Source organism: Flavobacteriales bacterium (assembly GCA_020635395.1).
Lineage (GTDB): Bacteria > Bacteroidota > Bacteroidia > NS11-12g > UBA9320 > UBA987.
The window spans coordinates 45,144-70,016 of sequence record JACJZV010000004.1 but is presented as its reverse complement, the minus strand read 5'-3'; the positions used below and the strand labels follow the sequence as shown (position 1 = coordinate 70,016).

Here is a 24,873-nt window from a genome sequence, read left to right as displayed (position 1 = left end):
AGGTGCAAAAATATATTTAATTTTTGGAATTATTGAAAAGGTAAAGTTACAAAATTGTCAGTAAATAGTATTTTAACAGTTGTGCATTATTTAATTACGGTTACAGTTCCGGTGCGATGATGAACGCTTCTGTCCCAGCCGGTATATCTTATTTTGTAAATATATACGGTTTGTCCGGGCTGCAAATCTTTGTAAAATCCGGCCCAATCCTCTTTTACGTTTTCGCTGGAGTAAACTCTTTCTCCCCACCTATTAAATACTTCTATTTCATATTCTTTTACAAATACTGGAACAATGCCCCAAGTCTCGTTTAGATTGTCGCCGTTTGGCGTAAATGCATTCGGGACATGCAGCAGCGGAGGTTGCACCAAATAGATACGATTCGATTGGCTTTCGGCACCTAAGCCTCCATTTTCGTATGCCGTTACTCTATACCAATAGCCACCCCAGCAATAATCCCAAGTAGTATCAACCAAGGTTGTGGTTGTGCCATCAACAAGGTCATAAAGTGCAAGTTGTCCGGTATCAACGCATCTGCTGATGGAATAATCATTCACATCGTTTGGCCAATCAGTATAATCGTTCCACCAAATAGTATGTTTGAATGGGACACTTACTCCCTCCAAAACAATGGTACAACCCTCATTGCTTTGTTTGCTAAAATGACCACATTTGTCATGCACCACAATAACGTAACAGTATGATTGTTCATTTACATTGGCTTGATTATCAATAAAAAAGGTGTCTTCTCTATTAAAAGTAGATGCAAAATATTCGAAGGCTTGGTTGTCTCCATTTCTTTTTCTTAATATTTCATAGTATCCAAAATCAGCCTCAGTAGTTTGCAACCAAACAACTTGGATGTGGTCGTCATCTGTTACGGTGGCAGTTTTTATATAAGTGGTTTCTATTGGAAATAAAAACTCTTTGGTAGTAGAAACCTCGTATGACGAGGGACCATCAACGTTGCACTTGTTGGTTACCACCAAAAAATAGCGGTATTCATTTTGTTTTGGTTTAATTAAGTTGTTGTCTTGATATTTTCCCCCTGCTATATTATTCGCGGTTGTTAGTTTCGTTGTTTTTCCGCTGGGGTCTATTCGATAGAGGGTTGTGCTTTGATAATATTTAGAAAACGAAATACTGTCCCACTCAATAATTATTGCGTCATCTCCCACAAAATTTAAACATATTGTTTGTGGCGGGTCGAGAATTGGTGGTGGGTCAACCACTATTTTAATTGTTGCAGAGCTATCTAATACTCCCGGGCAGCCTTGGTCAATGGCATAAACCTTGATGGATAGGGTGTCTCCAATACTGCCACATGCTGCAGTAAAAGCAATGTTTTGTTGCCATTTTTCTAATGCTTTTGATTGTGCTTTGAAATTTATTAGTTGAGATGCCGTCTTTGCATCTGGGCTTAGGGTTACAAAAATGGAGTCTTCATCCACATCAGTTATGGAATACAAGAAATTTAGAGTGTCAAGTGCTTTTACATGAAATAATTGGTTTGACAAATAAGGCGGCCTATTCAGGTTTCCGAAAGCAATTTTAAATGCCGCATTGCTGCATCGTGGGCTAACATTTTTTTCGGCATAAGCTCCTTTTGTTGTTGGAAAATCGCTGATGGCATGTGTAAAATTATCCATTGGGCAGCTTGCACAAACCGATTGGTAGATAACTCCTTTTTTGTCAAATCTGCTGGTGCCGCCATCTACATGGTCATGGGTTTTATATCCACCAAACCAAGTGGCATAAAGCAAGTGTTTGGCCTGTTTGCTAAATACAACCAAATAGAAATCACTGCCATCGGTTGTTTTCTGATAAGCGTCTGGTGTTATGGTCAATTTACTCGTAGAACTAAAGGATTTTTGACTTGTCTCGCCACCCCAACCGCTAATAAATATTTTTCGACATTCATCAACCAAAAAGGCATTAATGGTTATATCAATGGCTCCATTGCCAGATCCAAAAACTGTTGAAAGTTCCAAGTTGTTCAGTTGGTCGTCAAATTTTGAAATAAATTGGCCACTGCTTGGGTTGTTGTACACATTGCCCACAATTGGCATATTGCCTTGACTCTGGCCTACCACATATATTTTATTTTCATAATCAATTTCGAGATGAAATATTTGGTCGTAGCTATTAGTTCCCCAATAGGCTGTTTTTATCAAGGCTTTAGTAGATGGGTTGAGCATTGCAATAAAACCATCGCACACACCACCATTAAATTTGGTACCGATACCTGCTGTAGAATTTGTAAGATCGCTGCTTTTTGTACCACCACTCAAATAAATAATTCCGGCTGTATCAAAATCTACCGAGTATAACGCATCTCCGCTGTTACCCCCTAAATAGGTGCTCCAAAACAATTGACTCAAGTCTGATTTTAGTTGAACAAACACCCCATCTTGTCGTCCCGCAATTTTTGATTGAAATGCCGAAACGGTCGGAAAATTATCAGAATATGTAGAGCTACTTACGCAAATATTGCCGGTTTTGTCAATTTGAACTTCTCCTCTGAAATTGTCGGCATAGAAATAATTGAGTACCGGTTCTTCATTCAACCCGTCTTTGCTATCGCCACCCAAATAGGTGCTTCCTACAAGGTTAGAAAAGTCGGCGGTAAATCTGGTTATTATTAAATCGCTTAAACCTTTGTTGTTTTTTTGAAAAGCATTTGCCGAAACTGGAAATGCGTCACTAAATGTGGTACCAAAAACCACCAACTCATTGTTTTTGTCCACCACAATGCTGTGCGGATATTCGTTGCTTTCTCCACCCAAATAGGTGGCAGAGATTAATTTTTTGCCGTCGTTACTATACTTATTGAGGGTTATGTCACACTTAAAACTATAGATTCCTTGTTCATCTCCACCACTGTAGGTCGTGCTAAAAGCTCCAACGGTTGTGGGGTAATAGCCATTTTTGTTGAAACTAAAATCGGGTGCAGTGGCTATGCCTCCGGAGTATAAATTGCCTTGTTCGTCATAAGTTGCCGTAAAGCCAAAATTGTCAACGCTGTTTCCTGCATAGGTTGCAAAAACCACTTGGGGGTCTATAATCATTGTTTGATTCAGGGTAGGGGTAGTTTCTGATACGAATTGAACCGTATTTTCGGATAGAGTAAATCGAACAGAAACTTCTGTTCTATAATCATTTTCTTCAATAAAACTGATAGGTATTTTTTCTGAAAAGCTTCCCAGCGAAGTTTTTATGATGAGCGAATCGCCTTGCAAATCCAGATTATCGACGTAATCATACCGAATTTTTATTTGTGAAATATCAGCTCCTGCTTTCAGCACAAAATCATATTTCAGCGAGGTTCCGTGGCCATAGACAAGTAAATCAATGTTGTCATACAAATTTTCGTATCGAACAAATCCAAAGTCTCGAACGCCGGAAGCCCATTTGGTGCTGTCATTTCCTAAAAAATAATTGATAACGTAACTGCTGGGTTGTTCACCTTGAGGTACAACATTGTTCGAATTTTCGAAGTACATTATGTAGTGATGGTAATCAACTGTATTTGAATTAGTGTTGTTTTTAAACAACTTTCTTTCGTTGTGTTTAGGATGACTGACCAATTCGGACCATTGTTGGTCGTTGTAAAGCAATACGGAAATACTTTGAGGTTTTAAATATAAAACGGCTCCGTTGGCTTGTTTTTTAAATAAAACTTCTGAATTCCATTGACCCTTGTTTTGGGTAAAATACTGCTGACTATATGCCGAAACATATAACCCAATAAGCAGGATAAAGGACAAATAGAGACGCAAAATTATTGTTCTGTCAACCGATGTTTGTCTCAAAAATACAAACATGATGCCGCAATTTTGTGCGGTAGTTTAAATATGACGATTAATTGAACCCAAAAGTTGCAAGCACTTAGTATCCAACCGCGTCAAAATTCATTACTTTTACTTTGTAATCATATTTTCTTCCGTTTCTTAATTGAACAGAAACTGCCACAACAGTATCCTCTGTTATGTCTTTAGCATTGAATTCGGGCTTCCACACCAATGTAGGCAGGCCGTAGCCATCCACCAATTCCTGAGTTTTTAATGGAATATTTTCATTTCCTTTTTTCATGGTCACGGTGGCTCCTTTCAAATCTTGTTTTGTGGAGAACGACCAATAATCAAAAACCAACATTTTAGGCAAATTTCCTTCCGGCGGCCAGGCAACAAATTTTTCTTTATAGACATTGGTATCTACACTGCCGCTGTCGTCCATTGCCCATATTACACACACATTTTCGGTTGAACCATGCCCAATGGCCAAAGCATTGGGGTAGAGTAGCCACCTTCTTGTAGCCACACTTGGATTCTGGTTGTCTGCCATAAAGGAGGTAACGGCAATAGCTGTAGTAACTCCTTTTGTAAGCATGCTATATTTTGCGGCTTCCGCACCGTCATCGCTGAAGCAGCTCCACTTTGTTGTTGGAGAATGATCCAATGTTTTATTCACCTCCATCATTAGAGCCGCTTTTTGACACCAGTCATTCAGTTGGGCATCAAGATAAACAGATTTTAAGCCGGTCTGCCGTCTAAAATAGTTTATTCTATCCTCTACTTTTTGTTGAATTTTTGGGTCAATGGTTCCGGGGTTGCAACCCGCTACAGAACCATTCCATTCATAACCTTTAACTAAAATTCCGGCGGTGGTTTCATCCATTACACGGGTCATGTAGTAGTTGTAATAGAAATCTTCTTTTGCCAAATAGCTCAGCTTATCCTGCCAAAGTGTAACATCTGGTTGGGCCTTAATGAGTTGATTAATAATGGGTTTAGCCTTGACGTATTCTTTGTCTTTTACCAAGCTGTTTATGTATTTTTCAGCAACCTCTTTTAATTCATCCGACATTTTGGATAAATTTGGGTTTGCCTTTACCAACATAGCATACAAAGCACCTTGGTCAGCGGTTGACAAATCATTGGCTTTATATTTTGAAATAAGAGAAGTTCGGGTGGCAACAAAATCAGCATCGCCATATTTGGCCGAAGCAAACTCGAGCAGCTGATTAGCCAATGCCAATGAGTGATTTTTGGCTGCAAAATCAATTATAATATTGTAACGTTGTTTTAAATCAGCAGGCGTTTTTCCTGTGGCAGTCATCTCGATATAGAGTTGAGCAATGTAGTTAGAGATGTTCGGGTAGTCGAATTTTGAATAGTATTTTACAAAATCCCACAATACATTTTCAGGCTTTGATTCAATAAATTGATCTGATTTTTTTATTAACTCGACATCTTTTGAGGCCATTTTGGCCACTTTTTCGGCAGAAATGTATTTGAGCATCGTGTCTATTTCCGACAAATTATTGTGGTCAAAATGATTTCGAAGTAGGTATAAATAAAGGGCATTTTGTTTTTTTATAAAAAAGGAGTCTGTCGGAAAATATTTCATCATGTTGTTGATTTTTAGCATCATGAGACTCGAAGGAGGTAATTCGTTTATTTGTTGTTTGGCAACCTCTTTCAAGAAATAGTCCACTCTGGCATTATCCTTAAATGCTTTTTTTGCATTTTCTAAATAAAAATTGGCAGAGTCATATTGTTTCAATCTCCAATGCTTGTCGGCATAATAGATGTAGGCATCAGCAAAGAGTTTGTCCACCTTTTTTTCCGAGAAAATTTGTTCGTCCAATGAATACAGCAGTTGTTTGTAGGTCTGCTCGCCCAATACTGTGTCAGTGGCTTGCAAGTAGCTTTTCCCAATCCAATACAATGCCTTTTCGTCACCATTTAGCTCGTAGCTTTTTTCATAAATTTTTACGGCCTGGGTGTATTTGTTTATTTTATATTGATACTCACCTAAAAGATTATTTTCCTCAACCAGTTTGTTTATCAATTCGTCTTTTGATGAAGGTATCTGATTGTTGTTTTTTGCCATTCCTTTGTCAATGGATTTGATGGCATCCTTTATGGCATCCGGATATTTTGTTTTTAAAAATTCATCTTTCGACACGAGGTAAAGCACTTCGGCACGCAAAAAATAAACTTCGGGATCTTTCTTACAAGCCTCATCTTCCATGGCATCATCAGCCAGTTTTAGTGCCCGTTTTATCAAGTTGCCATCTATGGCCGATGCAATATTGTCGGCACAATCTTGTGCGTTTGATTGATATGCCGAAAAAAGAAATAACGCTACTACGCCTAATACGAATTTGATGTTTGCCTTCACTTTTGCTACCATGTTTTCTTGAACGAACAATTATACACTGTTAATATTTAATATCTAAATTTCATTGGAAACTATTTTTGTTGACCAAGCTTCTGCTTTTTCTGCAAACATGGCTTTCGTGGCGTTCCATGTTTCGGCAAATAGGCCAGAGGCTCGATAGGCTTCCAAATTTTTTTCCTCCATCCACAAACTTCTTGTAAAGTAAACGCAGGCCTTATTTTCGGAGGTTGTACCTTTCAATAATTCCACTCCAAGACAGCCCTCAAAGCCTGAAATTAAGGGTTGCACTTTGGTAAAAAGCTGCTCAAAATTGGATGTTTCGTTTGCCCGAAAAGTCATTTTTACAAGTCTGACAATCATTCTTTTTCAATTAAAATTATACTGTCTTTTTGCAAATTATACATTTTTTTTGTGCTGTCTCTATACACCCCAATGGTCAAATATCCTGCCGAATTAAAAAAACAATAGGTTTTGCCACCGGCCATTAGTTCGGTAGATTGGTTTATGTGATTTATTTTTACATGTCTTCCCAACAAAATATTGAAATCTTTTGAACCCTTAAATTCGTCAAAATCAGTTTGGTGGATGTTCGTATATGCATATTCTCTACTATCAACGAATATTATTTTTCCTCGAAGAAGATTGTCGGCAAAGGTGGGTTTTTGAGCATTTAGAAGTCTTAATTTTTGATGGTCGAGTTTTGAATAATTGTTCAAATTTTTATTCAAAATATCTTTTGCCAAATGTCCAAAACATTCAACAATACTTAAAAAATGATTGCCAGAGTATGTTTTGGCCATCCAAATTTCTGAGTTGAGACAGTCTATACCCAAAAGGGGTAAAAAACCACTGTTGTATGTTATAATGTATTGGTTTTGATGTTTTGCAATAAGTATTTCTTGATGATGAACTCTTTCATCAAAATCAATTGCTATAATGTGAATCGTTGATTCGGTGTGGTGGCTAAGCAATAATTCAAACGCATAAGCACCGTTGTGTACATCAGATGGGTCAATGGTATGGCTTATTTCTACCAATTTAACATCGGGCAGATTGGCGTATAACCAAAGCTTTGATTGGGCCGCATATATCGACCCTTCGCCAAAATCTGTTATTAAACTTATTAGACTCAAATATTTGGGAAAAAGTAAATTAAATTTGGAACGAAATTAGTATTTAGGTTTAAAAACGAAATTCATTTGACAGAAAAAATTATACGAATCGAAAAGATTAATCCGAGTGTTTTTTTCGGGACTTCTAATCAAAACATGGTGCTTTTGAAAAAGCATTTTCCAAAACTTAAAATCACCTCGCGTGGAGATGAGATAAAAGCTAATGGTGCGAAGGAAGAAATTGAAGAATTTGAAAAAAAATTAGGTCTATTAATTGCCCAATTGTTGAATAATCCAAATATAACGGAGGGCGAAGTGGAAGGAATTTTGCAAAATAATTTTGAGCCAACCGACAGTCAAAATTATTTTAACTCGGACGTGCTGGTATATGGCAATAAAGGGAAAATAATAAAACCCAGAACCGAAAATCAAAAGGCACTGGTGCAGGCCGTAGAAAATAATGATATTGTTTTTGCCATTGGTCCTGCCGGAACCGGCAAAACCTACACAGGTGTGGCATTGGCCGTTAGAGCCTTGAAGAGAAAGGAGATAAAGAAAATAATTTTGGCAAGACCTGCCGTAGAGGCTGGAGAAAGTTTAGGCTTTTTGCCCGGCGATTTAAAAGAAAAAATCGATCCATATTTAAAACCGTTGTATGACTCGTTGCTCGATATGATTCCGACGGATAAATACAATAAATATATCGAAAATGGCACGTTGGAGGTTATTCCGTTGGCCTTTATGCGTGGCCGAACGTTAGATAATTGCTTCGTTATTTTGGATGAAGCACAAAATGCAACCTCGGTGCAACTAAAAATGTTTTTGACCCGAATGGGGCCAAATGCCAAAATGATTATTAATGGCGATTTGAGTCAAATTGATTTGCCCAAGCACCAACAATCAGGTTTGAGAAAAGCCATTGATATTTTAAAAGATATTAAAGGCGTTTCTATTGTAGAACTTACCGTTTTAGATGTGGTGCGGCACAAATTGGTAAAAGAAATTATTAAGGCGTACGACCGACATGCCGGATAATTAGTGTACCAATTCTAACACGTCTTTGCCACCAAAATTACCAGAACTCATCATCAGAAAAATGGTGTTTTCGTCCACAAGATTGTGCAATTTTTGCCAAAGTTGGTCAATATTTGTTTCTACCTCAACATTTCCAAATTGAGATTTAACATACATTTCATCCAAAACTTCCATGCGTTTCATTTCAAAAACATGTTCGTTGTAATGCACAAAAGCTACATCGGCCATTTTCATCGTATTTTTATAAAGCGGCATAAAATCTTTGTTTAAACTGCTATAGGTATGTAACTCTAAAACAGCAATGACTTTTTGTGTTCGAAACCTATTTTTCACCGCGTCAACGGTGGCCTTTACTTTGCTCGGAGAATGAGCAAAATCTCTGTAAATAATGATATTGTTTTTGTTGTAAACCTCTTCGAGCCTTCGGGCCGTGCCAACAAATGATTGCATTGCTTTTAAACTTTCTTCTTCTGATATACCCATTTGTTTGCAAGCCAAAACTGCGGCTTCCATATTTTGAAAATTGTGCTCACCAAAAACTTTCATTACAAACAATTTTTGATTAAAATCTACGGACACTGAATCTTTACCAATGATAGTGTTAAGCCCTTGATAGGCAATGGTTTTTGCGTGTGTTATGTCCTGGGCAATATGTGCCAAAGGTTCATCATTTTTGTAATATATCAGGCTTCCGTTTTGCAGAATAGTTTCGGAAAATAATTTGAATTGTTCTACATAATTTTCAAAAGTTGGGAAAACATTGATATGATCCCAAGCCACGCCGGTAATGATGGCAATATGGGGTTTGTACCACAAAAATTTGGGCCTTAAATCAATGGCCGAGCTTAAATATTCATCGCCTTCTAGAATAATATAGGGAGCATCGCTCAACTTTACCATCAGCTCAAAACCCTCCAACTTGGAGCCAACCAAATAATCAAAATCAATGTTTTGATTTTTTAAAATGTGCATAATCATGGCTGTAGTGCTCGTTTTTCCGTGGCTTCCGGCCACCACTATCCGGGTTTTGTTTTTGCTTTGGTTGTAAACAAATTCGGGAAATGATTGGATGTTCAGACCTAATTTTTGGGCTTCAATTAGTTCCGGATTATCGCTTTTTGCGTGCATTCCCAATATCACAATATCAATATCGTTGGTTATACTTTCGGCATGCCAACCCATTTTTTTTGGCAACAATCCGGCATTAAGCAAACGGGTATTTGATGGCTCAAAAACTTCATCATCGCTGCCAGTTATGTCATGCCCCTGACGTTGCAACTCAAGAGCCAAATTGTGCATTACCGCTCCACCTATTGATATTAAATGAATTTTCATTTCTTGACAATTGTATGAAACACAAGATTACAACAAAGCCCGATATTCGTGCGTTAAGTTTACCAACAAAAGTATTTTTATGAGAAAAAAAGTAGTCTTTGTTTGTGCAGTTTTGTTTTGGTCGCTTTTGATATTGCAATATGTAGCACTAAATCATGTATTTCTGCCAAAATCGAACGTATCAGAATCTTCAACTATTGGTTTGGAAGCCAAGCCAGTAAAGCAAAACATTATTTTTACCGAAGAGGATGTAATTATAATGTTCGAAGATCATTATGAGGTATATCCGCGGGTTAAGCCCAGCATTTAGATTTATAATTCAACAATTTGCAATTGGTCGGCAATAAACCATCTGTTTACCATTTCAACAGCCAAAAAGGTAATGTAAAATGTATATTTCCCGCTCTTGCAGAGGTAGGTAATTTCGGCATATTCGGTGCCACTTTCACCTTTTTTAGTGCTTATACGCCTTTTTATTAGCTCCATTGTTTTTAGGTTATAGTGCATGGCCTTGGCATACTTATTCATTTTGAAATGGTCTTTTTGCAGGCTGCGAACCATTACCTGATATTTTATATCTGCCAAACGTTGCAACTGATTAAGCTCAATGGTGTCAAAATGCTCTTTTAAAATATCGGTGGTGGGTATGTAAGGCATTAAGGCCTCGAATTTTTTGGTTTTTAATGCAGAAAAAATTGAATCGGCCAATTCGCTTAAACTATCGCACAAAAGCATGCCAAACCGAAGTTCAACGCTATCAATTTGCATTGTTTTAGGACTTGATACAGTGTCACGACTAATAGTGTCTTGACCCTTTGCATGGGCAAACAATGTGAATAGAAGAGATATGATGAGGAGTTTTTTCAATACTATTTGCCAACGAAAATACGGGATAATTATTTCTCTATGGAGTAAGTGCAAAACTATGGGAAAATGAAAAAATGAAATTTAGATGACATTTATCTGACAATGTAAATAAACTTATCCTCGACCAATACCGTTAAAATTGTATCTATTATTTAGTCAATAAGTTTTCTTACAACGAAGATTAATTGGTTTTACGACATCTAAGGCAGCCGACGAGAGTCGGCTGTTCTGTTTATGGCCGTTTTCAAAACCAAACACATTCAAATCAGTTATTTTTGCCTTAATGAATTTTAATAAAATATATGTTGCTCTATCGATTTTCGCTTTGATATTTTCTGGATGCAAAAATCAGACGGAAGAAAAAGAGCAAAAAATAAACGTGTTGGCCACCACCAACATAGTTGCCGATGTGGTCAAGAATTTGTGCGGGGATTTTATGGAAGTTAATTCCTTGATGGGACCTGGGGTTGACCCTCATCTTTACAAGGCTTCTCATGGCGATATTAAAAAATTGGACGAAGCCGATGTTATCATTTTCAACGGATTGCATTTGGAAGGAAAAATGACTGAGATGCTCGAAAATTTTCAAAAAAAAGGAAGAGCCATTGCCGTTTCTGATGGGTTGGAAACAAAAAATATACGAACGATAAACGAACAAGCCAATGTGCATGATCCGCATATTTGGTTTGATATGAAACTTTGGGCAGATGGAGTGAAATACGTTGCCGAGCAATTGAAAAGTAAATTTCCCCAATTTGCCCCCAAAATTGACTCGAATGCCTCACATTATTTACTCGAGATAGATTCGGTTTATACCCATTGTCAATCTTTGATTGAAGGTGTTGCTCAGCAAAATCGGATTCTAATTACCTCGCACGATGCTTTTGAGTATTTTGGCAGAAGTTTTAATTTTGAGGTAAAGGGTTTGCAAGGCATTTCAACCATCTCAGAATCAGGACTTAAAGATGTTCAAGACATGATAAATTATATTATCCAACATCAAATTAAAGCCATTTTTGTCGAAAATTCGGTTCCTCAAAAGGCACTGCTTTCGGTCATAGAAAGTTGTACTCAAAAAGGACATAAGGTAATAATTGGTGGGGAGCTTTTTTCGGATGCATTAGGGGCTGAAAGAACACCCGAAGGAACCTATTTGGGAATGGTAAAATATAACGTAGAAACCATCGTAAAAGCACTAAAATAGCCTTATGACTGTATCTGTTGAAACGCATAATCTAACGGTAATTTACAACAAAAAGCCGGCGGTGTGGAATATTGATTTTTCGCTGCCCACCGGAAAAATTATCGGAATAATGGGGCCAAATGGTAGCGGAAAATCAACGCTGTTAAAAGCCATTATGGGCATTATCGAACCGAACATTGGGTACGCCAAATTATTTGATAAAGAATTGGATGAGGTGCGTAATAAAATTTCTTATGTGCCTCAACGTCAATCGGTTGATTGGGATTTTCCGGCCAGCGTTTTTGATGTGGTTGCTATGGGTAGATATGCACAAAAGGGTCTGTTTAAACGACTTTCGGCCGAGGATAAAGAAATTATAAACGACAGCTTGCTGAAAGTGAAAATGTCCGCCTTTGGCAATCGACAGATTTCGCAACTTAGTGGAGGCCAACAGCAACGCGTATTTTTGGCTCGGGCACTTGCCCAACAAGCCGATTTATATTTAATGGATGAGCCATTTGTGGGTGTAGATGCAGCCACGGAGCAGGCTATTATAACTTTGCTCAAAACCATGCGTGATAATGGCAAAACCCTTTTGGTGGTGCATCATGATTTGCACACGGCTCAGGAATATTTTGAACATTTGGTTTTGCTAAATACCCGATTGGTGGCCGCGGGGTCAACGGAGGATGTTTTTAACGAAAAAAATCTTGTTGAGACCTATGGCGGAACCTTGACAACACTGAGCAAAGTGGCCAATATGTTGCAAGAGAAAAACTTTCCAATGCGGCACAAATGAACGATTTTGTGCATGGTATAGCGTCTTTCTTTGGCCTCACCGAACCCAATGTGCGGGTGGTTTTTTGGGGTAGTCTAATTCTGTGTAGTGTTTCAGGTTTGGTTGGCACCTTCACTTTCTTAAGAAAGCGAGCTCTAATGGGCGATGTTATTTCGCACTCCGTTTTGCCCGGAATTGCTTTGGCATACATGATTAGTCATCAAAAAAATCCAATGTATTTAATTATCGGGGCTGTAATAACAGGCTGGGTTTCAACTTTTTTGGTAGATTACATTACAAAAAATTCTAAAATTAAGAACGACACAGCCATTGCACTTGTTTTGAGTGTGTTTTTTGGTATTGGCGTTATGCTTCTTGTGCATATTCAGCACTCGGGCAGTGGTTCGCAAAGCGGTTTGGATAATTTTATTTTTGGAAAAGCATCCGCCATGACCAAGGCCGATGTTTGGCTATTTGCACTTGCAGGAAGTGTCATAATAAGTGTAATTTTGATTTTCTTTCGCGGGTTTTCAACCATTTCATTTGATGAGGCATTTGCTCAAAGCATTGGATTTCCATTAGACTTTCTGCGATTTGTTTTAGCCATTGCCACCGTTGCTACTGTGGCCATGGGCGTGCAGGCGGTTGGGGTGGTGCTTATGTCGGCGTTGCTCATAACGCCTGCTGCCGCGGCTCGGTTTTGGACAAACAAAATAGGGGTTTTGGCTTTATTGTCTGTACTTTTTGCAGGGTTTTCTGGTGTGTTTGGGGCTGCAATTTCATATACCTACAATGGCATGCCCACAGGGCCATGGATAGTGGTTGTAATATCATTAATAGCTTTATTTAGTGCATTTTTTGGTTCAAAAACCGGCATGACCCGTTCTTTTCTGCAACGTAAGCAAAACGACCGTAAAATATTGATTGAGAATACGATAAAACTTTTTTATGGACTCACTGATGCAGGAAATAAGTTGACAAAAACATTTTTGTTTGAAGACATTTTGAATGCCGGAAATATGAAAGTTGGCACTTTAAAAAATGGTTTGAATCTGCTTCTAAAACATAGGTATATTACCTTGTCTGGAAATCAATATTTAATTACCCCTTCAGGATTTAACGAAGCCAAGGCCATCGTTAGAAAACATAGACTTTGGGAATTATATATTTCAAAGTTTATGAACTTAGACCCCGACCACGTTCATGATGACGCAGAAGGAATAGAACACATTATTACTCCGGAAATAGAGAAAGAACTTGAAAAGGAGCTTAACTTTCCGAAAAAGGATCCACATGACAGCGATATCCCATATTGATGCTTGATTTTTGGACCATATTGACGGCCATTTTGGTGGCCACCAGTTCAGCCATTTTGGGCTCATTTTTGATTATGCGAAAAATGGCTATGGTAGGAGATGCCATTTCTCATGCCGTGTTGCCAGGTATAGTTATTGCCTATTGGCTTACCCAAAGTAGGGCTTCTTTTCCAATTTTAATCGGGGCTGCTGCCAGCGGACTTTTGGTTACGGCTTTCATTCAATTTTTTAATAAGAAAGTAAAACTTCAGCAAGATGCCAGTATTGGTATTTCATATACTTTTTTATTCTCCATAGGCATCATATTAATATCCGTGTTTTCAAACGACGTGGATCTTGATCAGGATTGCGTGCTTCATGGTGATATTGCTCAGGTTTCGCAAGGTGCAGAACTGATTGTTGGTCAACTTTCATTGGGGCCAAATCAAGTTTGGATTTTGGCGGCCAATTTGGTGTTGGTGGTGTTGGCAGTTGTGTTGGCGTATCACAAATTAATCATCACAACCTTCGATGAGTCGTTTGCGGCGGCACTCGGTTTAAACGTGGTTTTGTGGCAATATTATTTAATGGCAGGGGTTAGCATTACCACAGTGGTGAGCTTTCAATCGGTGGGGGCTGTTTTGGTCATTGCCTTTTTAGTTGGTCCTCCGGCCACCGCTTATTTAATCACAACCCGATTTAGAGATTTGCTGATGTATGCCATCATTTTTGGAACTTCGGCCTCTGTATTTGGATATTATTTCGCCGTTTGGATTGATGGCTCCATTGCCGGAGCCATTGCCGCAGTGATTGGTTTGCAATTTGCGGTGGTGTTTGCCATCGTTCGTTTCAAAAAAAGGGCAGGAGAGGTTACAACGCCCGAAAAACTTCCAATTTCTTAATTAAATCAACCCGAAGGTTAGAAACTTTTGCAGCGGATTTGTTCCATTTTCGATGTTCCACAAATTGCAACCAAAAATCTCTGCAATGCTGATAGCTGATGGAAAATAATGAAAATATGAACCAGAACATAACACCCGACCAACCCAAAAAGATGGCTGCTATTGGGTAACCAATTAGGGTAAGAATTAAAAACCATGAAAGCCCGATGCCACAGTAAACGCTTTCGTATAGCTCATCTTTTTTTATTTTGGTATTTACCACTTTTTTGCCGTAAACCAATCCCCATTTATAAACCATCCATGAAAGAAAAGATGGAATAGAAAAAATCAATAAAAATATCCATTGCCATATTTTTAGAGGGTTAAAGCCAAGTTCTGTCAAATCATTTTCTTTCAACAAAGTGGCATATTCTTTCAACTGTTGTCGAAGTATAGAGTCAGGTTTTTCATTTTTTATTCCGTCGGCAATGCCAATTTCAGTATAAATTCTGGTGTTTTTGCGGTGCCAAAATTGCCAAATGTTGTGTGGCAAACTGTTTCGGTAAATGTTCAGGGCTGTCTCTGTTATTTCGTCGTCGCCCGGGTTTATATCCACCATCATTTTTTTTATCCGATTTTCTAAATCAGAGGTTAAGCGGTTTTGGGCTTTTCGGTCGTTACCATCTTCTGTTTTGTAATCAGAAAGATAAATGGGTTCCGAAAATTGAATCATTATTTCATTTCGATATTTTTTATAGTGCAGATAATTGATTGATGTAGGAACAATAGCCACTTTCATATTTCCATCTTCTCTGCTTTCCATGTCAGCCACAATTCGTGCCATTCCTTTTTTTAATGGCCGGAGTCGTTTTTCAATAATGGCATCGGCTTCAGGAAAAATCAAAACGACTTTGTTTTTTTTAAATTCTTGGTAAAGTTGGTCGAAACTCGAATTATTATTTGACAGATTTTCTCGGGCATCTTCACCATCCCTCGACCGAAAAATGGGTATCAATTTCAAACTTCTTAATAAAAAATTAGCCCATTTTTTTTTAAAAACATCCCCTCTCACAAAAATGTAGGTTGGTTTCCAGAGCAGTTCACTTACCATAACCCCGTCCAAAAAACCATTGGTATGATTAGCGGCTAAAAAAACCGGCTGATTTTTGGGTATATGTTTAACTCCCGAAATATATATTCGTTTGAAATAAACACGCTGATAAAGCAGCATGATAATTTTTACAAAGTAGTAAAGCATCGGGCAAAATTAGTTGATTTGTTTATTTTTTGATTTTTGCAACGCATTGAGTAATGAGAAGATTGGTTATAGCTGCTTCATTTTTATTTTCGCTGGCAATAGTTCTAAAAAAATCATTGATTTGCATTACTCAAAAAGAAAATAAGAAATATGAAAAATAAATTGATTTGGGGATTGGCCGCATTGTTTTTTTTGGTTGTCTCCTGTAAAAATACAAAGAAGAAAGAAACAAAAGTTACAGAAGCAACCCAAGATACATCGACATTTGATGTAAAAGTTGACCGTTTTGCCGATATTCAGGTGTTGCGATACCAAGTGCCGGGTTTTGAAAATTTATCGGCCAAACAAAAGGAATTGGTATATTATTTATCTCAGGCCTCTTTGTGTGGTAGAGATATAATTTATGCGAGCAATTATAAACACAACATTCAGATTCGCAGAACATTAGAGCAAATTTATGAGAATTACGAAGGCGAAAAGTCTGGAAAAGATTGGGATAATTTTGTGGTTTACCTCAAAAGAATTTGGTTTAGCAACGGCATCCATCATCACTATTCTGAGAAAAAAATTATGCCCGAATTTTCGGCTGATTACTTTTTAACCCTGATGAATAATTCGCCAAAAGCAACGTGGCCTTTAGTTGGAAATGAGACAAAAGAATCTCTTTACGCAAAATTAAAAACCATTTTGTTCGACCCAAAGGTAGATGCTAAAAAAGTGGTTAAAGAAAAGGGTTTTGACGGAATTGTTTCTTCTGCCAACAACTATTATGGCGATGGAATAAGTGAAACCGAGGCAATTGCTCATTACAAAAATCAAATGAAAAAGGATGAGAAAGAGCCAATAGAATATGGCCTAAACTCAAGGTTGGTAAAAGAAAATGGCAAGCTAATAGATTTGACCTATAAATCAGGTGGCTTGTATGGAGCGGCAATGGATAAAATGATTTATTGGCTCGAAAAAGCCAAAGGCGTGGCCGAGAATGACCAGCAAGCCAAACATATTGGAATGTTGATTGAATATTTCAGAACTGGAGATTTGAGCGTTTGGGACAAAACAAATCTTGAATGGGTAAAATCAACCGAAGGGGATATTGATTTTATACTTGGTTTTATTGAGGTATATGGAGATGCCATTGGCTACAAAGGTGCCTTTGAAGGAGTGGTTCAAATTAAAGATTTCGAAGCTTCGAAACGTATGCAGACAATGAGCGAAAATGCTCAATGGTTTGAAGATAACTCGCCGATAATGAAAGAGCACAAAAAACCAAATGTGGTGGGTGTGAGCTATAAAGTAGTGAATGTGGCCATGGAAAGTGGTGATGCCGCACCATCAACTCCAATCGGAATAAATCTGCCAAACAGCAATTGGATTCGAGCTACTCATGGTTCAAAATCAGTGAGTTTGGGCAATATTGTTCAGGCTTATGAAGATGCGGCTGGTAGTGGTTCGGTGGATGAATTTTACTTGGATGAGGCGGTAAGAGAACGAGTAAAAAAATATAGTAAATTGGGTGGAAAACTTCACACCGCCATGCACGAGGTTATCGGACATGCCTCTGGCAGAATCAATGATGGAATAGGCACGCCAAAAGAAACTCTTAAAAACTATTCCAATACGCTTGAAGAAGCCCGTGCTGATTTGGTGGGATTGTATTACATATACGACCAAAAATTGGTGGATCTTGGTTTGATGGAAAGCCTTGATGTAGGCAAAGCTCAATACGATGGGTACATAACCAATGGGTTAATGCTTCAGTTGAGAAGATTGGAAGCTGGCGAAAATGTGGAAGAAGACCACATGAGAAACCGTCAGTTGGTGGCCAAGTGGTGCATGGAAAAAGGTGCTGCCGAAAACGTAATTGAGAAAAAAGTGGTTAACGGGAAAACCTATTTTGTGATAAATGATTATGCCAAATTGAAAGTACTTTTTGGTGATTTGCTTCGCGAAATTCAACGAATTAAGTCGGAAGGAGATTTTGCCGCTGCCGAAAAATTGGTTGAAGGTTATGGTATAAAAGCTGACCAAGAATTGATGAAAGAAGTGAAACAGCGTTACGAGCAATTTAACATTGCACCCTATAGTGGCTTTGTTCAGCCTACATTAACCCCCGTAATGAATGGTGATGCATTTAAAGATTTGAAAGTATCGCACAGCCAAAACTTTATAGAACAAATGCTCTATTACAGCAAAAACTATAGTTTTTTGGGCAACGACGGAAACTGATAAAGAAACTGTTAGCCTGTCAGGTTTTAAACCTGACAGGCTTATATCTTAAAAATGGATAACACTCAAAAAAAGAAAATATTGGTTTTTGCAGGGTTCATACTCTTGCTGTTGATTACCTCTTTTTTTATGATTAATAAGTACGTAAAAAAAAGCCAGTATTACCCCAAAAATCAGGAAACAGATGAGTAGTGTATCGCTCGAAAAATCATGGTTGGAGGTGCTGCAACCTGAGTTTGAGAAGGACTATTTTAAAAAATTAAAGGAATTTCTTGTAAGCCAAAAGCAATTAGGGAAGATTATTTTTCCACCCGGAAATAAAATCTTTGCAGCTCTTGATGCGTGTCCTTTTCATCGGGTAAAAGTGGTCATTATTGGGCAAGACCCATATCATGGGGTGGGGCAGGCACACGGCTTGTGTTTTTCGGTAAATAGGGGAGTGGAGCAACCACCATCGCTGATTAATATTTTCAAAGAAATTAAATCGGATTTGGATATTGCCCCCCCAACTCACGGTGATTTAAGTTGTTGGGCTGAACAGGGTGTGCTGCTTCTAAACGCTACTTTAACCGTTGAGGCACATAAAGCGGGTTCGCATCAAAACAAAGGCTGGGAGATATTTACGGATAAGATAATTGAGCTTCTCAATGAAAAGCGGAAAGATCTGGTTTTTATGTTGTGGGGTGGCTACGCCAAACAGAAAGGTAAACACATTGACAGTCAAAAACATTTGGTGTTGCTTAGCGGGCATCCCAGTCCGCTGAGTGCAAACAAAGGCCATTGGTTTGGCAATAAACATTTTTCAAGCTGTAATTCTTTTTTGAGAGGTAAAGGATTCGGAGAGATAGACTGGAGCGTTTAGCTTATGGTGGCGATTTCACCACCGCTCCCGAGGCGATGCTGCCAACTCCCGAGATGGTGCTGCCAACTCCCGAGATGGTGTCACTAACTCCCGAGGCGATGCCACGGGTTATCGTGGGTTGCCCTTTCAGGGCGATGGGATGGGATAGGCTCGCCCCGAAGGGGCAGCTTATCATGGCCTGAGGCAACGCCTCAGAAAAATTAGTCAGTCCACAAATAGTTTTCGTCAAATTCGATTTGGTGTTTTTCAAGGAATTGAATGTATTCTTTTCTGGCATCTTTTTTCTTATGGTGTTCTTCTTGATTTTCGATGTATTTTTTTACTGCATCAAATTTTGATGGACATACCGAAAATGCACCGTATCCACCCTGCCAAGCAAAGTTCTTATAATGAGGGTCAATGGTTTTTATCCATCTGCTGCTGTGTCGTTTTATTTCTTCAACTAATTTGGATAAGGCAATATTTTTTGACAGTAGGCAAAAAATATGAATGTGGTTTTCGATGCCATTAATTTTAATAGGTGTTGATTTATTTGTATTCAGGACCGAACCAATGTAGGCGTATAATTTTTCTTTGTCTTGTTTACGAATAAGGGGTTGACTGTACTTGGTATGAAAAATAATGTGAACGTATAGTTTTGTTAGTGATTGAGACATAATACAAATGAAACGAAATATTGATAATCTTCCTATTTTTTTGTTTTTGAGCTAGTTGCAAGGTTTTGATTTACTTTATGCTGCCCGAGGCGTTGCCGCGGGTATCTTTGAGCTGCCCCTTCGGGGCGGCTCAAACAGTCACATTTCTGCACTATTCACTTTTTATTTTACATCATAAATCTTACCTTTGCCGACTTTTAAATTTAAAAAGCACTTTTTTAGTTAAAAAAATGGAAAAGAAACAGTATGAATCTGTGATTATTTTAACACCCGTGCTGTCTGATAAGCAAATGGAAGATGCTATCGCAAGTTTCAGACAGTTAATCACAGAAAACGATGGTGAGATTGTCCACGAAGAAAATTGGGGACTCACCAAACTTGCGTACCCGATTCAAAAGAAAGTTACAGGCTTTTATCACATTTTTGAGTTTAAAGCTCCTGGCGATTTGGTTGCCAAATTGGAGTTGGCTTACAGACGTGATGAGCAAGTAATGCGTTATCTGACAACTGCGTTAAACAAACACGCAATCAAGTATAACGACCGAAGAAGAAACGGTGATTTTAAGAAAAAAGCAGTTGAAACCGAAAAAGAAGTAACAGCATGAGCAAAAAAGGAGCAAAAAATTTCGTGTTTTCTAACCGTCCAATCAATCAAGGACAAAAGAAATACTGTCGATTTAAGAAAAGCGGCATAAAATACATTGACTATAAAAACCCTGAGTTTTTGTTGAAATTTGTAAATGAGCAAGGTAAAATTTTACCTCGTCGTCTTACAGGAACTTCGTTGAAGTATCAACGAAAAATAGCTCAGGCAGTTAAAAGAGCTCGTCATATTGCAGTTCTTCCATTCGTTGCCGATGGTTTAAAATAAGTCTAATCAAATTTTAAAACACAAGAAATGAAAGTAATTTTAAAAGAAGACGTATCAAAACTCGGATATAAAAACGAGGTGGTTGAGGTAAGAAATGGCTACGGTCGAAACTACCTTATTCCACAGGGAATAGCTGTTTTGGCAACCAGTTCAAACTTGAAAGTTTTGGCTGAAAACATCAAACAAACTCAGCGTAAACAAGCTGCTATTTTGGCTGCCGCCGAGGATACAGCAAAAGCTCTTGAAGGAATGACATTGACTATTGGAACTAAAGCCGGAAGCAATGGCAAAATTTTTGGATCGGTTACTACCATTCAAATTGCACATGCTTTGAAAGAAAAAGGTCATGACATTGATAGAAAGAAAATTGCTATTGCCAACGACATTAAGGAATTGGGCGACTACACCGCAAAAGTATATTTGCACAGAGGTGTTGAAGCCGCCATCAACCTTAGCGTTATCAGTGAATAAATTAAAAAACTGAATAAATAAAAAGCCCCGCCAATCAGCGGGGCTTTTTATTTAAGCTGTTTTTTTTCAAAACTGCATCTAATGAATAATCTCTACTCTGGCGGTTTGAAACCCGATTCTCAAAAAGTAAATACCATTTTGTATTTCGGAGGTATTGATAACCGGATTGATCGTGTTGCCTCGGTATATAACAACGCCCTTTAAATCTTGCAACACAATTTCGGTAGTACTTCCGGCAAAATCAACCCTTAAATAATTGTCGGCAGGATTCGGAACCACATAAAAATTGGCCATATTCGGTTGGTAAATCCCGCTAATACTGTCGCATGAAACATTTATTTGAGTGTAAAGCAGCGTGTCGCAATTATGGCATTTGTCGTGAAACAAAGTAGCTATTTGGTAAGTTCCTTTCGATGGAAATGTATAGCTAAAAACCCTGCTGCTCGACAAAGTGGTAAATTGATTTGTACCAGGTGTATATAAAACTGTTGAATACTGCAAACAAGTGTCTATAGAACCCATTTCGAAGGTATATTTATTGCATTTTGCTGAATATTGAATTTTTGCCTTGCTAAAATTGCAGGAATAGGTGGAGTCGCAGTTTACCTGAATCGGACGATAGATTACGGTATCGCAATTATGGCACTTGTTGTAGAAATGGGTAACAACATAATACAAACCGGTCGAAGGGAAGGTGTAATTAAATACACGACTGTTGGAAATTGTATCATAAGTGGAGCTTCCGGCCTTAATGGTAGCAGTTGTATATTTAACACAGGTATCTATATAACCGCCCATTTCGAAGGTGTAATTCTTGCATTTTGCCGAAAATTGAATTTTGGCTTTGCTCCAATCGCACGTTTTGGTGGTGTCACAGGTTACGTTTAGCGATTGAACGATGGCCGTATCGCATTGGTGGCATTTGTTGTAAAACTTTGTTTTTATGTAATACAAGCCCGTGCTGGCAAAGGTGTAGTTAAAAACTCTATTGTGCGAAATGGTATCCCAAGTAGAAGTTCCGGCTTTGATGACCGTAGTTGTGTATTGCAGGCATGTATCAATAGAACCCATTTCGAAGGTGTAATTCCTGCATTTTGCCGAGTATTGAATTTTGGCTTTGCTCCAATCGCATGTTTTGGTGGTATCGCAGGTTACGTTTATTGATTGAACGATGGCCGTATCGCATTGATGGCATTTGTTGTAAAACTTTGTTTTTATGTAATACAAACCCGTGCTGGCAAAGGTGTAGTTAAAAACTCTGCTATGCGAAATGGTGTCCCAAGTGGAAGTTCCGGCTTTAATAACCGTAGTTGTGTATTGCAGGCATGTATCAATAGAACCCATTTCAAAAGTGTAATTCTTGCATTTTGCCGAGTATTGAATTTTGGCCTTGCTCCAATTGCACGTTTTGGTAGTATCGCAAGTCACATTGATTGGTTGGGCAATAAACGTATCGCATTGGTGGCATTTGTTGTAAAATGTTGTTTTAATATAATACAAACCTGTCGAAGCAAAAGTGTAGTTAAAAACACGGTTGTGCGAAACGGTGTCCCAAGTGGAGGTTCCGGCTTTAATGACTGCCGTTGTGTATTGCAGGCACGTATCAATAGAACCCATTTCGAAGGTGTAATTCTTGCATTTTGCGGAATATTGAATTTTGGCTTTGCTCCAATTACAGCTTGTAGATGAACTTGATGAACCACACGTAACGTGAATGGTGTTATAAAATAAAGTGTCGCATTTTGTGCAGGTATTTTTTATCGAAACCCGAACAATGTAAGTACCAGTATCGGCAAATGTTACCTTAAAATTTCTGCTGGTGGTTGTGTAATAGGGGGTAGTAGAACCATTTTTAAACACCTTAATATCATGCTTATTGCAAGTGTCAACAGTATGAGTTACCTCAAATTGATACTTGTTGCAAGAATCAGAAAAAGCCAAATGTGAGTTAAACGTGCCAGTGCATTGTGCATCCGATAATAAACTCAATAAAAACAAAGGGGCAAAAAGTAAAATGTATTTCATAAAAAACAACGGGGAATAGAGCCAACGTTCACACGAAGCTACATTGCTTTTGGATTGTTTGTGTCAAACATTTGTCGCCCCAGTGTCACATTATGTAGCGGTTTTAGGTCGAAAAACTCTCTCCGCAGCCACAGGTTTCTTTTGCATTTGGATTGTTAAATGTAAAACCTCTCGATTTAAGGCCATGTTCATAATCTATTTCCATGCCCAAAACATACATTACATGAGCCTTGTTGATGATAATTTTGAAACCGTCTATTGCATAAACATTGTCTTTGTCAGTTTTTTCATCAAAGGCCAAAAGATATGATAAGCCAGAGCAACCGCCGCCTTTTACGCCAATTCTCAAAAAAGGGCTTTTTCCTTTGTTTTCTTTTCGTATCTCCTCAAGTTTTTGAATGGCTCCTTTTGAAAATCTTACAGGATTGGGGGTTAATGTTTCCATGTTGCAAGCAAAAATATCTAATTTTTAACATCAAAAATTCATCAAACTTCGTTTTACCATTAATTTTACACCCAGTTTTATGATTTACAAATTGTTTTTAGCAGTAGATTCTTGGCAAATGTTTGTTCAGTTTGTTCAAATTTTGTTGCCTTCAGTAATTGTTTTTTGGGTATCCTATTTTACCATGAAAAAAATGCTTGACGAAGATTTTAAAAGAAAAGAGCTTAGCGTAAAATCGAAATTGAACAATGCAATTTTGCCCACCAAGTTGCAGGCCTACGAACGATTAACCATTCTGTTAGAACGCATTAAAATGGATAATTTAGTAATGCGTACCGTATCTCCATCGCTTTCTGCCACCGAATTTAAACATGTACTCATACAAACAGTAAATGACGAATTTAATCACAACGTATCGCAGCAAATTTATGTAAGCGACCAAGCTTGGAACATGATTAAGGCCGCCAAAGAGAATACACTTAACATCATTAACAATAGCTATAATGAACTGTCCGAATTTGCTAAGGCCACAGATTTGGGTAAGGCCATTTTAGAAGAAGTGTCGGCTCAAAAAGCAGATTATACGTTATTGTCAATTGCGTTTCTAAAAAAAGAAATTGACCTTGTTTTTTAAGAGAATTAAACCTTTCGCGTTTTGGGTTGGTCTGCTGCTTCTTGCCTCATGCTACCGTTCTCCGTTTAATCAGCTTAAAACGGCTGGCCTTACAAAATTTGACTCAACCACCACCGAAACCAGCTCGAAAATAAATGAGTTGATAAACCCATATAAGATGCAAATAGACAGTCAAATGGCCGTGGTTGTTGGATTTACAGCTTTAGAAATGGATAAAGCGAAACCCGAAGGCTTGCTTGGCAATGCAGTTTCAAAATTGCTTTTGGATTATGCTAAAGATGAACTTGGGGTGGGTGCCGATTTGTGTATTATGAATAATGGTGGGCTGCGAACCCCATTGCCAAAAGGGGCTATTACGAAGGGAAAAATTTTTGAGTTGATGCCTTTTGATAATATGCTGGTTGTTGTAGATTTACCTTATGCTGAACTTCCAAATTTGGCAAAACACATATTGAATAAGGGGGGTGAACCATTTTGTGGATTTGAAAAAGTGCAGCTGATACAAGAAGGGAACGAGGCTAAATTTTCGTTTGCTTCAGATATGTATGCCAAGCGAAGTCATATTAAAATCCTGACTTCTGATTATTTGGCCAATGGTGGAGATGGATATGAAGTTTTGACCAAGGCCACCCAACGAACAGAATTGAATGTGTTGATAAGAGATGCTTTAATTTTTGGTTTTCAAACGTATTCGTCTGAAAGCAAACCATTGGAAGCAAAAATTGAAGGTAAAGTAATTTTGAATCAATAAAA

Annotated in this window: 23 protein-coding genes; 13 read left to right on the top strand and 10 right to left on the bottom strand. The window is 38.1% G+C overall.

The genetic code is table 11. The features are described from left to right. Positions 1–86: 86 nt before the first annotated feature. From H6607_11390 to H6607_11375, 4 genes are all read right to left on the bottom strand, one after another. On the bottom strand, positions 87–3,812 hold the full coding sequence (locus H6607_11390; protein MCB9262967.1) for a gliding motility-associated C-terminal domain-containing protein: 3,726 nt from the start codon (positions 3,810–3,812) through the stop codon (positions 87–89). A gap of 76 nt (positions 3,813–3,888) precedes the next feature. After that, the gene (locus H6607_11385; protein ID MCB9262966.1) at positions 3,889–6,186 is read right to left on the bottom strand and encodes a CAP domain-containing protein; all 2,298 of its coding nucleotides are present in this window, start codon (positions 6,184–6,186) and stop codon (positions 3,889–3,891) included. Between the two features lie 54 nt (positions 6,187–6,240). Then, entirely contained in the window at positions 6,241–6,546 is a 306-nt protein-coding gene (locus tag H6607_11380) for an antibiotic biosynthesis monooxygenase (protein ID MCB9262965.1), read from the bottom strand. Further along, a complete protein-coding gene (locus H6607_11375) occupies positions 6,543–7,319 on the bottom strand; it encodes an SAM-dependent chlorinase/fluorinase (GenBank protein MCB9262964.1) in 777 nt (258 codons plus the stop codon). The genes H6607_11380 and H6607_11375 overlap by 4 nt, the downstream gene beginning before the upstream one ends. Before the next feature lie 66 nt (positions 7,320–7,385). Between H6607_11375 and H6607_11370 the strand changes: the two genes are divergently transcribed. Then, a complete protein-coding gene (locus H6607_11370) occupies positions 7,386–8,333 on the top strand; it encodes a PhoH family protein (GenBank protein ID MCB9262963.1) in 948 nt (315 codons plus the stop codon). On the opposite strand, the gene H6607_11365 is transcribed toward H6607_11370, so the two are convergent. Then, complete coding sequence (locus H6607_11365) at positions 8,334–9,668, bottom strand: peptidoglycan synthetase (GenBank protein MCB9262962.1); 1,335 nt, start codon at positions 9,666–9,668, stop codon at positions 8,334–8,336. It lies immediately after the preceding gene. Positions 9,669–9,747: 79 nt separating this feature from the next. On the opposite strand from H6607_11365, the gene H6607_11360 reads away from it, so the two are divergent. Further along, on the top strand, positions 9,748–9,978 hold the full coding sequence (locus tag H6607_11360; GenBank protein ID MCB9262961.1) for a hypothetical protein: 231 nt from the start codon (positions 9,748–9,750) through the stop codon (positions 9,976–9,978). A gap of 2 nt (positions 9,979–9,980) precedes the next feature. Here H6607_11360 and H6607_11355 read toward each other — a convergent pair whose 3' ends face one another. Beyond that, complete coding sequence (locus tag H6607_11355) at positions 9,981–10,535, bottom strand: hypothetical protein (protein ID MCB9262960.1); 555 nt, start codon at positions 10,533–10,535, stop codon at positions 9,981–9,983. Between the two features lie 283 nt (positions 10,536–10,818). Here H6607_11355 and H6607_11350 point away from each other — a divergent pair, with 283 nt between their 5' ends. Genes H6607_11350 through H6607_11335 form a run of 4 tightly spaced genes read left to right on the top strand, consistent with a single transcriptional unit; the run spans position 10,819 to position 14,693 of the window. Beyond that, positions 10,819–11,739, top strand: coding sequence for a zinc ABC transporter substrate-binding protein (locus H6607_11350; GenBank protein MCB9262959.1), 921 nt, complete (start codon positions 10,819–10,821; stop codon positions 11,737–11,739). 4 nt (positions 11,740–11,743) lie between these two features. Next, positions 11,744–12,517, top strand: coding sequence for a metal ABC transporter ATP-binding protein (locus H6607_11345; GenBank protein MCB9262958.1), 774 nt, complete (start codon positions 11,744–11,746; stop codon positions 12,515–12,517). Further along, entirely contained in the window at positions 12,514–13,812 is a 1,299-nt protein-coding gene (locus tag H6607_11340; protein ID MCB9262957.1) for a metal ABC transporter permease, read from the top strand. The genes H6607_11345 and H6607_11340 overlap by 4 nt, the downstream gene beginning before the upstream one ends. Beyond that, positions 13,812–14,693: a metal ABC transporter permease gene (locus H6607_11335; protein ID MCB9262956.1), complete on the top strand. Its 882-nt coding sequence runs from the start codon at positions 13,812–13,814 to the stop codon at positions 14,691–14,693. Before H6607_11340 ends, H6607_11335 begins: the two co-directional genes overlap by 1 nt. Here the strand turns inward: H6607_11335 and H6607_11330 are convergent. Beyond that, positions 14,662–15,930 carry a 1-acyl-sn-glycerol-3-phosphate acyltransferase gene (locus H6607_11330; GenBank protein MCB9262955.1) on the bottom strand — a complete coding sequence of 423 codons (1,269 nt, stop codon included), beginning with the start codon at positions 15,928–15,930 and terminating at the stop codon, positions 14,662–14,664. The genes H6607_11335 and H6607_11330 overlap by 32 nt on opposite strands. Before the next feature lie 150 nt (positions 15,931–16,080). Between H6607_11330 and H6607_11325 the strand changes: the two genes are divergently transcribed. Both H6607_11325 and ung read left to right on the top strand, forming a co-directional pair. After that, the gene (locus H6607_11325; GenBank protein ID MCB9262954.1) at positions 16,081–18,156 is read left to right on the top strand and encodes a dihydrofolate reductase; all 2,076 of its coding nucleotides are present in this window, start codon (positions 16,081–16,083) and stop codon (positions 18,154–18,156) included. A 184-nt stretch (positions 18,157–18,340) separates the two neighbouring features. Beyond that, on the top strand, positions 18,341–19,018 hold the full coding sequence (ung, locus tag H6607_11320; GenBank protein ID MCB9262953.1) for a uracil-DNA glycosylase: 678 nt from the start codon (positions 18,341–18,343) through the stop codon (positions 19,016–19,018). Positions 19,019–19,218: 200 nt separating this feature from the next. Here the strand turns inward: ung and tnpA are convergent, their stop codons facing one another. Continuing rightward, positions 19,219–19,674, bottom strand: a complete 456-nt coding sequence (tnpA, locus tag H6607_11315; protein MCB9262952.1) for an IS200/IS605 family transposase — start codon at positions 19,672–19,674, stop codon at positions 19,219–19,221. Between the two features lie 230 nt (positions 19,675–19,904). Between tnpA and H6607_11310 the strand changes: the two genes are divergently transcribed. The 3 genes from H6607_11310 to H6607_11300 are packed head-to-tail and all read left to right on the top strand — an operon-like array spanning position 19,905 to position 21,016. Next, positions 19,905–20,279: a 30S ribosomal protein S6 gene (locus H6607_11310; protein MCB9262951.1), complete on the top strand. Its 375-nt coding sequence runs from the start codon at positions 19,905–19,907 to the stop codon at positions 20,277–20,279. Further along, positions 20,276–20,545, top strand: coding sequence for a 30S ribosomal protein S18 (locus tag H6607_11305; GenBank protein MCB9262950.1), 270 nt, complete (start codon positions 20,276–20,278; stop codon positions 20,543–20,545). Before H6607_11310 ends, H6607_11305 begins: the two co-directional genes overlap by 4 nt. 27 nt (positions 20,546–20,572) lie before the next feature. Then, positions 20,573–21,016, top strand: a complete 444-nt coding sequence (locus H6607_11300; GenBank protein ID MCB9262949.1) for a 50S ribosomal protein L9 — start codon at positions 20,573–20,575, stop codon at positions 21,014–21,016. A 78-nt stretch (positions 21,017–21,094) separates the two neighbouring features. Here H6607_11300 and H6607_11295 read toward each other — a convergent pair whose 3' ends face one another. Both H6607_11295 and H6607_11290 read right to left on the bottom strand, forming a co-directional pair. Then, positions 21,095–23,005 (bottom strand): hypothetical protein, encoded by a 1,911-nt coding sequence (locus H6607_11295; GenBank protein ID MCB9262948.1) that lies wholly within the window; start codon positions 23,003–23,005, stop codon positions 21,095–21,097. 139 nt (positions 23,006–23,144) lie between these two features. Continuing rightward, entirely contained in the window at positions 23,145–23,486 is a 342-nt protein-coding gene (locus tag H6607_11290; GenBank protein MCB9262947.1) for an iron-sulfur cluster assembly accessory protein, read from the bottom strand. A gap of 79 nt (positions 23,487–23,565) precedes the next feature. On the opposite strand from H6607_11290, the gene H6607_11285 reads away from it, so the two are divergent. Both H6607_11285 and H6607_11280 read left to right on the top strand, forming a co-directional pair. Further along, positions 23,566–24,120, top strand: a complete 555-nt coding sequence (locus H6607_11285) for a hypothetical protein (protein MCB9262946.1) — start codon at positions 23,566–23,568, stop codon at positions 24,118–24,120. Next, positions 24,110–24,871: a 5'-nucleotidase C-terminal domain-containing protein gene (locus H6607_11280; protein ID MCB9262945.1), complete on the top strand. Its 762-nt coding sequence runs from the start codon at positions 24,110–24,112 to the stop codon at positions 24,869–24,871. The genes H6607_11285 and H6607_11280 overlap by 11 nt, the downstream gene beginning before the upstream one ends. Positions 24,872–24,873 lie beyond the last annotated feature (2 nt).

Bases quoted from the DNA above. Each gene is read 5' to 3' on its own strand.
- H6607_11285 (MCB9262946.1), top strand. From the start codon at position 23,566: ATGATTTACAAATTGTTTTTAGCAGTAGATTCTTGGCAAATGTTTGTT.
- H6607_11290 (MCB9262947.1), bottom strand. From the start codon at position 23,486: ATGGAAACATTAACCCCCAATCCTGTAAGATTTTCAAAAGGAGCCATT.
- H6607_11310 (MCB9262951.1), top strand. From the start codon at position 19,905: ATGGAAAAGAAACAGTATGAATCTGTGATTATTTTAACACCCGTGCTG.
- H6607_11330 (MCB9262955.1), bottom strand. From the start codon at position 15,930: ATGCTTTACTACTTTGTAAAAATTATCATGCTGCTTTATCAGCGTGTT.
- H6607_11350 (MCB9262959.1), top strand. From the start codon at position 10,819: ATGAATTTTAATAAAATATATGTTGCTCTATCGATTTTCGCTTTGATA.
- ung (MCB9262953.1), top strand. From the start codon at position 18,341: ATGAGTAGTGTATCGCTCGAAAAATCATGGTTGGAGGTGCTGCAACCT.
- H6607_11325 (MCB9262954.1), top strand. From the start codon at position 16,081: ATGAAAAATAAATTGATTTGGGGATTGGCCGCATTGTTTTTTTTGGTT.
- H6607_11340 (MCB9262957.1), top strand. From the start codon at position 12,514: ATGAACGATTTTGTGCATGGTATAGCGTCTTTCTTTGGCCTCACCGAA.
- H6607_11380 (MCB9262965.1), bottom strand. From the start codon at position 6,546: ATGATTGTCAGACTTGTAAAAATGACTTTTCGGGCAAACGAAACATCC.
- H6607_11300 (MCB9262949.1), top strand. From the start codon at position 20,573: ATGAAAGTAATTTTAAAAGAAGACGTATCAAAACTCGGATATAAAAAC.
- H6607_11335 (MCB9262956.1), top strand. From the start codon at position 13,812: ATGCTTGATTTTTGGACCATATTGACGGCCATTTTGGTGGCCACCAGT.
- H6607_11305 (MCB9262950.1), top strand. From the start codon at position 20,276: ATGAGCAAAAAAGGAGCAAAAAATTTCGTGTTTTCTAACCGTCCAATC.
- H6607_11365 (MCB9262962.1), bottom strand. From the start codon at position 9,668: ATGAAAATTCATTTAATATCAATAGGTGGAGCGGTAATGCACAATTTG.
- tnpA (MCB9262952.1), bottom strand. From the start codon at position 19,674: ATGTCTCAATCACTAACAAAACTATACGTTCACATTATTTTTCATACC.
- H6607_11345 (MCB9262958.1), top strand. From the start codon at position 11,744: ATGACTGTATCTGTTGAAACGCATAATCTAACGGTAATTTACAACAAA.
- H6607_11360 (MCB9262961.1), top strand. From the start codon at position 9,748: ATGAGAAAAAAAGTAGTCTTTGTTTGTGCAGTTTTGTTTTGGTCGCTT.